Source organism: Hymenobacter sp. HD11105 (assembly GCF_054051685.1).
Genome location: NZ_JBSWBR010000001.1, coordinates 1,211,548 through 1,224,285, shown reverse-complemented (window position 1 = coordinate 1,224,285; position 12,738 = coordinate 1,211,548). Strand labels below are relative to the sequence as shown.

9 protein-coding genes are annotated in these 12,738 nt (G+C 52.4%); 2 read left to right on the top strand and 7 right to left on the bottom strand.

The features are described 5' to 3' along the window. Positions 1–19 precede the first annotated feature (19 nt). On the top strand, positions 20–580 hold the full coding sequence (locus ACW9KT_RS05400; RefSeq protein WP_457078343.1) for a hypothetical protein: 561 nt from the start codon (positions 20–22) through the stop codon (positions 578–580). An 82-nt stretch (positions 581–662) separates the two neighbouring features. Here the strand turns inward: ACW9KT_RS05400 and ACW9KT_RS05395 are convergent, their stop codons facing one another. From ACW9KT_RS05395 to lon, 4 genes are all read right to left on the bottom strand, one after another. Beyond that, on the bottom strand, positions 663–1,394 hold the full coding sequence (locus ACW9KT_RS05395; protein ID WP_457078342.1) for an SDR family NAD(P)-dependent oxidoreductase: 732 nt from the start codon (positions 1,392–1,394) through the stop codon (positions 663–665). A 141-nt stretch (positions 1,395–1,535) separates the two neighbouring features. Further along, on the bottom strand, positions 1,536–2,948 hold the full coding sequence (hslU, locus tag ACW9KT_RS05390; protein WP_457078341.1) for an ATP-dependent protease ATPase subunit HslU: 1,413 nt from the start codon (positions 2,946–2,948) through the stop codon (positions 1,536–1,538). Between the two features lie 247 nt (positions 2,949–3,195). After that, on the bottom strand, positions 3,196–4,269 hold the full coding sequence (gene porQ / locus ACW9KT_RS05385; protein WP_457078340.1) for a type IX secretion system protein PorQ: 1,074 nt from the start codon (positions 4,267–4,269) through the stop codon (positions 3,196–3,198). 187 nt (positions 4,270–4,456) lie between these two features. Further along, the gene (gene lon, locus ACW9KT_RS05380; protein ID WP_457078339.1) at positions 4,457–6,964 is read right to left on the bottom strand and encodes an endopeptidase La; all 2,508 of its coding nucleotides are present in this window, start codon (positions 6,962–6,964) and stop codon (positions 4,457–4,459) included. A gap of 269 nt (positions 6,965–7,233) precedes the next feature. On the opposite strand from lon, the gene ACW9KT_RS05375 reads away from it, so the two are divergent. Next, positions 7,234–9,228: an OmpA family protein gene (locus ACW9KT_RS05375; protein ID WP_457078338.1), complete on the top strand. Its 1,995-nt coding sequence runs from the start codon at positions 7,234–7,236 to the stop codon at positions 9,226–9,228. 26 nt (positions 9,229–9,254) lie between these two features. Here the strand turns inward: ACW9KT_RS05375 and ACW9KT_RS05370 are convergent, their stop codons facing one another. From ACW9KT_RS05370 to rseP, 3 genes are all read right to left on the bottom strand, one after another. After that, complete coding sequence (locus ACW9KT_RS05370) at positions 9,255–10,682, bottom strand: glycoside hydrolase family 30 protein (RefSeq protein ID WP_457078337.1); 1,428 nt, start codon at positions 10,680–10,682, stop codon at positions 9,255–9,257. A 97-nt stretch (positions 10,683–10,779) separates the two neighbouring features. Next, the gene (locus tag ACW9KT_RS05365) at positions 10,780–11,226 is read right to left on the bottom strand and encodes a DUF6702 family protein (protein ID WP_457078336.1); all 447 of its coding nucleotides are present in this window, start codon (positions 11,224–11,226) and stop codon (positions 10,780–10,782) included. A 130-nt stretch (positions 11,227–11,356) separates the two neighbouring features. Then, positions 11,357–12,673 (bottom strand): RIP metalloprotease RseP, encoded by a 1,317-nt coding sequence (rseP, locus tag ACW9KT_RS05360; protein WP_457078335.1) that lies wholly within the window; start codon positions 12,671–12,673, stop codon positions 11,357–11,359. Between the last annotated feature and the right edge of the window lie 65 nt (positions 12,674–12,738).

Here is a 12,738-nt window from a genome sequence, read left to right as displayed (position 1 = left end):
ATCATTTTTCACTAAGACTATGAAAAAAGTTCTTTTTGCTTTGCTGGTAGTCATTTCGGCGTTAGGAACGTCGAGTTGCGAGCATGATCCGGACTTTCCATTTCCCGACACTAAAGAATACCCTCAAATCTATACCAATGTATCGCCTGAGAATGCCTTCAAATTAGCCGAAGTACAAGGCACAGGCAATGCAACAGCTCGCTTCGATATACAGGTGCAAGGCGGCAACCCAAACGAAGTGGAAGCCATACAAGTGTACCGTCAGTTCGTAGGCTTCAATGTACCTACTGGTACTGCAACTCCAGCAGTAGGCGTGGGTGGCCCCACCGTATTACTTCGTACAGTTCCTCCAACTTCAGCTACGATTGAATTGACCATCGACGAAGTTATACAAGGCCTGACACGGGCAACTGGCGCTACCCAAGGGGGCTCTCGTACTGCCCTCACGCGGGCTTCATTACGGGCTGGAGAAGGCTTCCGTTTCACGTATGCCTTACTGTTGAAGGACGGTACACGCGTCGAATTTAATCCAACGTTCCTCAACGCTCCTTTCTCTGGTATTGTAACCATCGTACAATAACTTGCTTAAGGAGTTTCAAATAAAAAGGCCGGCTAGTATAGCCGGCCTTTTTATTTGAATAAAGTATTCTAATACATAAACTTCAGGCTAGATCATTGATTCTCAATACGACTTCTTCTCCTGTCTTGCTAGGCCGCTGCAGCCACGCTACGATCTTGCTAGCCGCTTCTTGTGGTTCGACTAAGTGCCCTTCTGCGTGCATTCGCTCGAAGGAGGCAACTTCACTGAAGCGCTGCTGGTCTGCCGAACGAATGTGTTCCTGCATTGCTGTGTCAAGTACCCCAGGCGAGAGGCTACGAATACGGATGCCAGAGCCCCGAATATCCTGCTCTTTCTGAGCAGTACGAGTCAGAGCATCTAGGGCTGCTTTGGAGGCACAATATGCCCCCCAGCCATCCACGGCGCGCTGGGCAGCGCCGCTACTAATATTGAGGATACTCCGAGGAACAGCCAAACCATTGTAAGCACTCAAAAAAGTATTCATTAGCATAGCTGGCGCCACCACATTTACGTCGAACACGAAGTTGAAGTGCTCATTCGCATGTTCACCCAGGTACCCAATTTCGCCTAACACGGCGGCGTTATTGATGAGGGTAATACTAGTTACGTCGGGCTGGGGGGCAAATACCTTATGCAGGTTGTTCTCAACTGCTACAATGTCGGATAAGTCGAGGGGCTGATGATGATAACGCGAGTGCTCAATAGTAGCGTGGCGCGACACTCCCAGAACCCTTGTATCGGGCTGGCGCAGTACTTCTTCGGCTAGGGCTTTGCCCAAGCCGCGGCTAGCCCCCGTAATAATGAAGTAATGCATAAGTAAGCAGCAACAAAAGGTTAGGATAGGAGCTTAGCCAAATGCCTTGGGCTCCAATGTATAAAGGAAAAGGCGGCTCCGTGGGGCCGCCTTTTCTCGTTACGTCAAAAAGAATTCGTAGTTAAATCAGGATTCTTATTCTCAAAGAATATACTGCGTTAAGTCACGGTTGCGAACCATGTCGCGCAGGCGCTCTTCTACCAGTTCCCGGGTGATGAGAATACGTGCGTTGGCGCCGATCTTGTCGGGCACGTCGAACAGAATATCATTGAGCAACCGACTCATAACGGTATGCAGTCGGCGGGCGCCAATATTTTCAACTTCTTCATTTACCTCAAAAGCAATCTCAGCTACACGCTCCAAAGCAGCATCATCAAAGGACAACTCCACCTCTTCGGCCATCAAAAGTGCTTCGTATTGCTTGGTGAGCGCGTTCTTAGGGTCCTTAAGAATGCGGAAGAAGTCATCTTTCGTAAGGCTCTGTAGCTCTACACGGATGGGAAAGCGCCCTTGCAGCTCCGGAATCAGGTCACTGGGCTTGGCTACGTGGAAGGCACCGGCGGCGATAAACAGGATGTGGTCGGTGTTGATGACGCCATACTTGGTACTTACGGCCGAGCCCTCCACGATAGGCAGCAAATCGCGCTGTACGCCTTCACGGCTTACGTCGGGGCCTCCCCCACCCTTGCCGCTGCGACTAGCTACCTTGTCAATTTCGTCGATGAAGATGATGCCCGCATTCTCCGCGTTGCGAATTGCTTCGTCCTTCACCTCATCCATATCGATGAGTTTGGCGGCTTCTTCATCGAGGAGGATCTTGCGGGCCTCGGCAATCGTAACACGGCGCTTGCGGGTTTTCTTGGGCATCATGCTCCCTAGCATATCTTGCAATCCGGCCAGCGAGGCTTCATCCATGCCGCCGGGTCCGCCCACAACTCCTATACCGGGCGTATTATTCTGCTGAACCTTGATATCAATCTTACGATCATCGAGTTCGCCTGCCCGGATCTTCTGACGGAATTTCTCCCGCGTGCGCTCATTTAGTTCGTGGTCACTGTCGGGCATGGCATTGCTGTCGGTTCCAAAACCTGCTGCTGGCTTGACCGACATATTGGACCCACCAGTAACGGGCGGAATTAGAGCATCGAGGATAATGTCCTCCACCATCTGAGCGGCTTGCACCTTCACTTCTTCTTTGCGGCGTATGCGAACCATGTTCACGGATTGCTCTACTAAGTCGCGCACCATGCTTTCCACGTCGCGGCCTACGTAGCCTACTTCGGTAAATTTAGAAGCCTCTACTTTGGTGAAAGGAGCATCGGCAATACTGGCCAGACGACGGGCTATTTCAGTTTTGCCTACGCCCGTAGAGCCAATCATTAGAATATTGTTGGGTACTATCTCACGCTGCATATCGATGGGAGCATGTAAGCGTCGCCAGCGGTTACGCAAGGCAATAGCCACATGCCGTTTGGCATCGTGCTGACCAATAATATACTTATCAAGTTCGGCCACAATCTGGGCCGGAGTCAGGAAGGAAGTTGATTCGATCATGGAATAAACTAAGGGTGGGTCGGTGTGAAACCCACGGGTGGAGAAGTGAGCACAGAAGCAGAACGAAAACCGTAAACGAGACTAGTATACGGCATCATAGAAAGAAGGAGGGAGTAAAAAATTAAGGCACCCTTTTTTCGCGTAGTAAACGGATTATCAGCGGGAAACCTGTTAGCCGCTACTACTTATTGGTAGTGAAATGTTGCTGGTAGGCGTTAACCAATATAGAATACAAGCTATCTGAACGCTAGTTGCTAGTGTTTTTCTTAAATAGAGAATCCAGGTTGCGGGCTATAGTAATATAATTGGCTGCGCCCGAGGCGTGATAATAGGCACGGGTATAGTCAAGCTGAAATTCGCTGATACGGAGCACCGCCCCGAAGCTCATGCCCGCGCCAGCCGAGGTGTTTTCCAGCCGCAGTTCCCGACGCTGTAAGTGGTTGTAGCCCGCTCGCAGTTGAAAGTTCTTGCTGAATATAAATTCGCCCCCCACCACAAAGTGACGGGCAATCTTATCGCCTAGGGTCTTTTTCGGTTTGATTTCCTCGCCTGCATCATTGAGCTGACCTCGCTGATTAGGATCGAGGTACACAATATCGAGCCGCTGGAGGTGGTGCGCCGTCAGCGACAGGCGCACGGGCATATATTCAGGCTTGAAGGAAGCGCCAATTTGGACATCTAAAGGCATCGGCTCCCGGTCGGCCCCCACGTAGGGGCGCAGTTGGTAGCCTACATTACGAACAGTAAGGCCAACTGTAAAGTCCTGCGTGGGATGCTTAAAAAGCCCCCCAACATCGGCCAAAGCGGCCACAGAGTGATTGCCGCCTATACCCGACACCGCTAGTTTGAGCGTGCCGGCCAGGGTAAAGTTGCCGCTAGTATACGCATCCGACACGCCCAGCGCGTACTCATTTACGGAGAACTCACCTAGGCTCGTGCCAGCCGCATCGAACTGCTCAAACTTGCCATAGTTCAGGTAAGTAAGACCAACGCCTAAGCGTCCTGCCTTCTTCGTATTGAAGACATATGTGGCAGTGCTCTGCTTGATATCAGAGAGATAATCGACGTAGCCGAGGGCGAGGCGGCCATCCATTTCCGCATTGAGCAGAGCGGGATTGCCATAAAGCATAGTCGGGTCGGCATCACGTGAGCTGACGTTGACGCCGCCTAGTCCCGCCAGCTTGGCGCTGGGGGGCAAATTCAAAAAGCTAAAAGCCTGCTGTCCCCCGATTTGCGCGGCGGCTGGCTGGCTGAGCAGCAAACCACCCAGCACCAGACCAATAAAAGCAAGCAGTGAGCGGTAAGGTACCTGACAAATCATCGTTCCAAGATACAGCGTTTCGGCTTCTATTTACAGCTAGAATCTAGAAAAGCCCCCTGCATAAACGAGACGCCCCGTAGCTCATCTGTCGATGCTTACATGCTGGGATATATTCCAACAGGTATAGCAACACATGGGCTACAGGGCGTATTTAGGGGCCAGCCAGAATATCAACCGGCGTACTTTGCTAAGAAACTTCTACGCTTGGCCCTACCAATACTGGTGCTGGCTCGTCGCGCACAATGAGCTTGATTGGATTCGCAACCAACTCATCTAACAAGGCCACGTTTAGTACATCATCGACGCGCGCAGCGTAATGAATAGTGAGGTCCTTGAGATACTCGGCCGATATTTCCTGAATGTCCTTGCGGTTCTTGTCGCAGAGAATAACGTCGCGGATACCGGCACGCTTGGCGGCCAAGATCTTCTCTTTAATGCCCCCCACGGGCAGCACTTTGCCGCGCAGGGTAATTTCGCCCGTCATGGCAAGGTGCGAGCGGATTTTGCGCTGAGTAAAGACCGAAGCAATGCTTGTGAAAATGGCAATACCCGCGCTTGGCCCATCTTTGGGCACCGCACCTTCGGGAAAGTGAATATGTAGATCGTATTGGTCAAACAGGCGGTAATCGATGCCGAGCGAGTCGGCGCGGCTGCGCAGATACGACAAAGCCGTAACCGCCGACTCCTTCATCACATCGCCCAGCTGGCCCGACAACGTGACTTTGCCCCTACCGCGGCTCAGCAAGCTCTCGATAAATAGAATATCACCGCCCACCGAAGTCCAGGCCAAACCCGTCACTACGCCAGCCGTTTCGTTATCCTGATACTGGTCGCGGTCAAAAATGGCGGCACCAAGAATTCGACTTACGTCTTTGGGCTCCAATACAGCCACGTGCTTCTCTTTTAAAGCCTTACTCTTAGCGATATTACGAGCTACGGCGCCCAGCTTACGCTCCAGGCTACGCACACCGGACTCGCGGGTGTAATCGTCAACCACGCGCTGCAAGGCTGGCACCGTGATGCTTACATCTTTGGGAGTCAAGCCGTTTTCGAGAAGCATTTTGGGCCAGAGGTGCTTTTTAGCAATCTGCGTTTTCTCCTCCAGCGTGTAACCCGTCAGGTCAATGATTTCCATCCGGTCGCGCAGAGCTGGATGAATGGTATCCAGTGAGTTGGCCGTGGCAATGAACAGCACCTTGGAAAGGTCGTACTCTACCTCCAGGTAATTGTCGGTGAAGGTTGAGTTCTGCTCCGGGTCCAACACCTCCAGCAACGCTGCCTGTGGGTCGCCGCGGAAGTCGGAACCTACCTTGTCAATTTCATCCAGAATAATAACCGGATTGGAAGCGCCCGCCTTCTTAATCTGCGTGATCAATCGGCCAGGCATGGCACCCACATAGGTTTTGCGGTGCCCCCGAATTTCGGCTTCGTCGCGGACGCCACCTAGACTCATGCGTACGTACTTGCGGCCCAAAGCCTTGGCCACCGAACGTCCCAGCGACGTTTTTCCTACGCCGGGCGGGCCGTATAGGCAAAGAATCGGGGCTTTCATGTCCTGCTTTAATTTAAGCACCGCCAAGTACTCAATGATGCGGTCCTTCACTTTCTCCAGACCATAATGATCCTGATCCAGGATTTTGCGAGTGCGGCCCAAGTTGAAGTTATCCTTAGTGTACTCAGCCCAGGGCAAATCGAGCAGAAACTCCACGTAGTTTACGCTCATTGGGTACTCGGCCGCAGCCGGATTTACGCGACTGAGCTTGTCCACTTCCTTATTGAAGTGCTTGGCTACGGCTGGGGGCCATTTTTTGTCCTTAGCACGTGCCCGCAGCTTTTCAACTTCCTGGTCGGGACCATCGAAGCCAAGCTCATCTTGCAGCACTTTAATCTGCTGGCGCAGGAAATAGTCGCGCTGCTGCTGGTCGATGTCGGTGTGGACCTTGTTCTGAATTTCGTGCTTAATCTCAAGTAGCTGAATCTCCTTCAGCATCATTTCCAGCAGTCGCGTACCTCGCTCTACCCCGTCATTTATTTCAAGCAATTTCTGCTTGAGGCCCACTTCCACGTTGATATTCGAGGAGAGAAAATGGGTTAGAAAAGCTGGGGATTCAATGTTATCAAGGGCTACCTGCGCTTCCTGCGGAATCTCAGGGTTGAGCTTGAGCATTTTAGCCGCCGCATCCTTAAGCGACGATACCAACCCTTTTACTTCTTTGGAAGTTTTGTTAGGGAATGTTTCTGGGAAGTAGCTGACACGAGCGGTCAGATAAGGGCTATCCTGCTGCTCTTCTTCAACTTTGAAACGGCTTTGGCCTTGAATAATGATGGTCGTATTGCCATCGGGCAATACCAACAGCTTCAGAATGCGGGCCATAGTGCCCACTTCATACAGGTCCGACAGTGCCGGGTCGTCGCTTTGCGTATTCTTTTGGGCCAGAACGCCCACAATTTTATTACCTCGGTATGCTTTCCGCACCAAGCGGATGCTCTTTTTGCGCGTGACGGTAACGGGCAACACCACTCCCGGAAACAGCACCGTATTGCGCACCGGGAGCAGGGGCAAAACGTCGGGGGCGTCTTGTCCGGAAAGGGGCTGCTCAGGATCGGTGGCAATGATGGAGACCATCTCGGCAGGATCTTCGGCCATTAACAAAAGGGACGATTTGGAATGACGCGAATTGCGGTTTTCACTCATATTAATTCAATTGGGGAAAGGCTAGCGGTGCCAGAATGGCAGAAAAGCGGCGCGCTGTAGCTCCCCAGGGCTAGCAGTACTCCGAAGGTACGGCTTTGGCAAGTGCTATGCCACTAACACTGGCAAGCGTCGTTCAGCCAAGGCGGCACAACCCTTGTTTAGCAGCTAGCCAATCCGGCAGAGAAATAGGCTAGCAGTTACATTGAAAATCTTCTATTTTTGGTGTCTGGCGCGGCAATTGTAGCAGCACTTGGTGTTCAATAACTCGTATGCTTCGCTTGTTTCGTCTAGCTCTACTGCTTTGGTTTCTGGCCGCGACGGCTGCATATGCCCAAGAGCCGGCTATCGCACCGGTACAAGTACGGCCGCTGAGCGGAAAAAAAGCCCCTCAACTACGCCTACGGCCCGATGCCACGCCTAGTTTTCCGAACGTAAATCGGATAGCATACTATCAGAACAAAAAGGAGTTAAGGGAGATTCACCGGGCTGAGAAGCGCCGCAACTGGACCCAGGCCCGTCGGCTGCTGGAGAGCTATGTACACCAGTTTGGCATCGAGAATTTTGCTAAGGATACACCCATGCTGTGGCGCTTAGCGCAGCTGTGTGAGCGCACCGGCGACGAGGCCCGCGCCAAAGCATATTACCGCTTGGCGCTGAAGCACCACCGCCACGACATCACTAAGATTCAACTCTACTACGATTCGCTGGAGCAGAAAACCCAAGACTTGTACGTGCCTCTCAAGACTTACTACGACTTGGTGGAGTATCGCAAGAACATTGTCACGTTTCACCCACCGAAGGGCGTGTACACGAGCATGGGTGATGGTATCAACTCCCCCGCCGAAGACTACGGCCCGACACTGAACTCCGAGGCAGGTTTGTTTATATTTTCCTCAAAGCGCAAAACCCGAGGTATTACCAGTCCCGTGGTAGACGAAGATCTATACACGTCGCGCAAGGAAGGAGATTATTGGACCGACGCTGAGCCGCTGCCCAAACCTATCAACTCGCCTTATAATGAGGGTTCGGCCTGCATAACCAAGGATGGACGCACTATTTATTTTGCTCGCTGTGAGTGTCCAAATTGCCACGGCAATTGCGATTTATTTCAGTCTACGTTTAAGGACGGGCAGTGGTCGGTGCCGAAGAATTTGGGCTCTAATGTAAACTCTCCGGCTTGGGACTCGCAGCCGACTTTGTCGCGGGGCGAAGACACTTTGTACTTCGCTTCCGACCGTTTGGGCGGTTTTGGCCTATCGGATATCTGGTATACGGCCAAGCAAAAGAACGGGCAATGGGACAAAGCGCAGAACCTCGGTCCGGTAGTAAATACCCGCGAAAGTGAGGTTAGCCCATTTTTTCACCCTTTGTACAATGTGCTGTATTTCAGCTCTAGGGGGCAATTATTGAACTACGGTGACTTCGATATTTATAAGAGCTACCGGGTGCAGGGCCGCTGGCAGGAACCCCGCAATATTGGGCCGCTGGTAAACGGCAAGGGCTCAGAATACTACTTCACCATCGACGGGGAATCAAAAAATTTATACTATGCTCGCTCTGAGGTGAAAGACCTTAAGAACCTTGACCTCTACTCGTTTCCGCTACCTATGGAGGCCCAGCCGTTGGCCACCACCCACGTGGAAGGAACGCTCGCTGATTCGGTCAGCAAAAAGCCGTTAGGGGGCATTGTGAGCATTATTGACACCGATAATGGCATTGAGGTAGCCAGCAAATACCTACGGCCCGATGGCTCATTTGACTTCGACTTGATTGAAGGTTCACACTATGTGATGCTGATTCAGAGCCCCGACTTTTTCAGCGTGGAAAAGCAGTTTGAGTTGAAAGGCGATACGGTAATGCGTTTGCTGACCAACTCCATCGATTACCGCTTACCGCTCATCTTCCGCAACATTGAGTTTGATCAGGGTAAGTCGTCAATCCGGCCTTCTATGCACAAGACGCTGGATCAGATTACGTTGTTCATGGTCGACCATCCGACGTTCCGGCTCAGCATTTCGGGCCACACCGATGCCAGCGGAGACCCCGACGTGAATATGGCGCTGTCGCAGGATCGGGCGGAGGCTATTCGCAATTACATTGAGCAAAAAGGCAAGCTCAAACCCAACCGCATTGAGAATATGGGCTACGGTAGTACGCAGCCCCTGCGCGAGGAAAGAACGGAGGAAGACAGTAGATTCAACCGACGCGTGGAGTTCCGTTTAATTAAACCTGAGGAGAACAAGGATGCGGGCGCAGGCTGGTAGCTACTTACTAGCGACTCTTCCCTGCGTTACCACACATATGTTGCGGCTGCACTAGGAGGCAGGGTAGCGCTTATAACCTCCTGGCCGCGACGGATACCAAATGTTTTTGACTTAGCACCCTCGTTCAAAACAATGACGACCAGTTTGCCGGCTGGTGTGCGAAAAGCCACGTTTGGCAAATTCGTTACTTCAGTGGAAGCCACGCGCACAGAGCCAGGGCTCACGAATTTGCTAGCGTGGGCAATGATATAATACGCGTCTTCGCGCTTCACTAAGTCACCATCGATTGTAATTGCTCCCCGGCACTCCGTGCAGCCGCCGGGCGTGTGCGGGTTTTGATCAGAGTCGGCGGCCAAATTCCACTCCAGCACTGTGCGCGCCCAATTGCGCGGGGCACCAATAACGAGGTGCTTGATGTGCCAGCCGAAGTTATCGGCGAACTTGGTTTTTGAGCCTACCCATTGCTCGGTGAAGTAGAGGTGTTTGTCAGGGTAAGCATCATGTACTTTGCTTAGCGCCTCAATTTGCCCCCCATACAAGTGAAAGGCCGAGCCATCAATGTAAGCACGCGCTTCTGGGTCGTTGAGCACGGTAAGCGGGTACTCGGGCTTGTCGGCGTTGTGGTCGTAGATGATAATTTTGGTATCGAGCTTTGCCGCTTTGAAGGTCGGCCCCAGGTTATTCTTAATGAAGCTGGCCTGCTGTTCGGGCAGCATCAGCAGACTCGGATTGTTGCCAGGGTGTAAAGGCTCATTTTGTATAGTAATAGCATCAATGCGAATGCCTTCGGCCGCGTAACCTTGCACGTACTTCACCAAATAGCGGGCGTAGGCACTATACCACTCGGGTTTGAGACTGCCGCCCTTGGAGGCGCCATTGGTTTTCATCCAGGTGGGCGGCGACCAGGGCGAGCCGAGCAGCTTAATAGCCGGACTGATGGCCAGAATCTCTTTAAGCACCGGAATCAGGTGCTTCTGATCGGGGGCTAAACTAAAGCGAGCTAAGGTCGGATCGGTTTCGCCGGAGGGCAAATCATTGTAGGAAAATACTCGGTCATCGAGGTCGGAGGCACCGATGCTCAGGCGCAGGTAGCTGATGCCAATACCGTTGTCTTCGGTCCCGAACAACTCGCGCAAAAGCTTAGCGCGGGCCGCGGGGGCCATTTTGTGCAGCAACATCGCGCTACCGCCCGTGAGCGTGTAGCCGAACCCCTCCATGGTTTGGAAGCGCTGCTGCTCGTCGATAGAAATGACAGGAACATCAGTCGGAAGCGTTGTGCTAGCCTGTAATTGCGGCTGGGGGGCAAATCGCTCTACCTGGGCCGGATTGGTCAGCCATACCTGCACAGACCCTGCATTGGCACGGCCGCTTTTGGAGCCAGACAAAGCATCACAACCAACAGCAATGGCCAAAAGCCCGGCACTTAATAGAATCAGAGTTAGGAAAGACCGCATAGGCGGTGAAAGTAGCAAATAACTAGCTGAGCTATTCACTACCGAAAACTAGGGAGCGCAGGACTGCTTCTATGCTAGATCAATCAAATAACCCAGACTAAAAACTTAGCTTCTGCTCATCGTTGCCGGCGCGAAACAGGGCGCTTTGCTTTTTGCCGCCGCCCTCCAGGTTCACGATGTTCATCTGATCCTGGAAAGTATCCAGCAGCAGGCGGTGGCGCAGATAGATGGCGCTAGCAGGCTTGGGGGGCATTTTTACAGAGAAATATACCCAGTGCGCGTCTTTATCTTTTTCAACGCCCACAAAACGGAGTGGCAGAGCTTCGCCGGGCTTGGTACCAAAGGCCACGGAGCGTTGAAGCAGTGCCGTGGTTAGTATATTTACCTGTGCTGGAGAAAGCTTATCGAAGGCAACAGCTACCGGCAGCCCCACGCTTAGTGCTTTCTCAAAATCATCCGTAAAGACTTTCAGCGCTACCTCCAACTGCTGCTTTTGTGCATTGTACTGCACGTCCATGATGCTGGCATGGTAGGCATGAGCCATAGCAGCGAGGCTAAATAGGCATAAAGCACACAGGGTCAGCAGATGACGCATATAATTGAAAAGCTCAAACAAAAAGAGAACGAAGCAGTACTTCGTTCTCTTTTATAGGTATGCTAAAGACAAATAAGTTCTAGAACAGCGTCTTGAACAAGTCGTTGAAGATAACAAACACCATCAAGCTCAGCAGTAAGGCCATGCCTACTTTCTGGGAGTTCTCCAGGAATTTGTCGGAAGGCTTACGACCGGATACCATCTCATAGGTCAAGAACATCACGTGGCCGCCGTCGAGGGCCGGGATGGGCAGCAGATTCATGAAGGCCAACACCATTGAGAGCATGCCGGTCAGGGTCCAGAACTTGATCCAGTTGAAGGTGCCGCCGTACGTCTGGGCAATGGCCATGGGCCCGCCCAACGACTTACTTGCGCTTGCCTCACCCCGGAAAATCTTACCAAACGCCTGCACCTGATTGCTCACAATACCAAACGCCTGGCTGGTGCCGGCGGGAATGGCTTCCAGAAAGCTATAGTTCTTCGTTGAGTATTGCAGCAACGACTTAGGCAAAAAACCGAGCGTTCCTTCCTCTTCAACATTAGCCGTGAGTGTAATAGGCTGTCCGTTGCGCTGCACCAGCAGAGCGGTAGCCTTGCCGGCGTTATCGCGAAGGGCTTGCTGGAGTTCGGGAAAGAAGTTGATTTCCTGATTGCCAACTCGCAAAATACGGTCGCCAGGCAGCAGGCCAGCTTTGGCGGCGGCGCGGCCGGCCACTACTTCGCTTACCTCAAAAGGGTTCAGCGGTTCCACAAAGCGGGCTGGATCTTTCTGATTGTCAGCGAGGCGGTCCATGAAGTCGGCGGGCAGCTTAATATCGAGCAGCTGACCGTTGCGCTCCACGGTATAGTAGCTCTGGTTGCCCATTACCACATCGGGATTGTACACGTCGTCGAACTGCTCGAAGGGGCGGCCGTTGATTTTCACGATTTTGTCGCCTTTGCGGAAGCCTATTTCTTCGCCTAGCTTGCTAGGTACTATGCCGTAGCGCACTTCGGAGGCCGGCAAGTAGCTCTGACCATACTTGGTGGTGAGAATAGTAAAAATGAGGATACCGGTTAGCACGTTCACAATAATGCCCCCCAGCATCACGATCAGGCGCTGCCAAGCTGGCTTAGCCCGAAACTCATATGGCTGCGGCTCCTGACTCATCGTTTCCGTATCCAGCGACTCGTCAATCATCCCGGTGATCTTGACAAAGCCCCCCAGGGGCACGGCGCCAATCATGTATTCAGTTTCGCCGATTTTTTTGCCGAACAATTTCGGCGGGAAGCCGATGGCGAATTTCTCCACCCGCATCCCAAACCACTTGGCCGACAGCATGTGCCCCATTTCGTGCACGCCCACCAGAATTGTTAGCCCCAGGATGAGCTGCCCGGCCATTATTAGAATATCCAATGCTTTATTTAGTTACAGAGTTTAGAAAATCGGTTGGCTTGCGCTGAAGCGTAGCCGCTTGGCGG

Bases quoted from the DNA above. Each gene is read 5' to 3' on its own strand.
- hslU (WP_457078341.1), bottom strand. From the start codon at position 2,948: ATGATCGAATCAACTTCCTTCCTGACTCCGGCCCAGATTGTGGCCGAA.
- ACW9KT_RS05370 (WP_457078337.1), bottom strand. From the start codon at position 10,682: ATGCGGTCTTTCCTAACTCTGATTCTATTAAGTGCCGGGCTTTTGGCC.
- ACW9KT_RS05375 (WP_457078338.1), top strand. From the start codon at position 7,234: ATGCTTCGCTTGTTTCGTCTAGCTCTACTGCTTTGGTTTCTGGCCGCG.
- lon (WP_457078339.1), bottom strand. From the start codon at position 6,964: ATGAGTGAAAACCGCAATTCGCGTCATTCCAAATCGTCCCTTTTGTTA.
- porQ (WP_457078340.1), bottom strand. From the start codon at position 4,269: ATGATTTGTCAGGTACCTTACCGCTCACTGCTTGCTTTTATTGGTCTG.
- ACW9KT_RS05365 (WP_457078336.1), bottom strand. From the start codon at position 11,226: ATGGCTCATGCCTACCATGCCAGCATCATGGACGTGCAGTACAATGCA.
- ACW9KT_RS05400 (WP_457078343.1), top strand. From the start codon at position 20: ATGAAAAAAGTTCTTTTTGCTTTGCTGGTAGTCATTTCGGCGTTAGGA.
- ACW9KT_RS05395 (WP_457078342.1), bottom strand. From the start codon at position 1,394: ATGCATTACTTCATTATTACGGGGGCTAGCCGCGGCTTGGGCAAAGCC.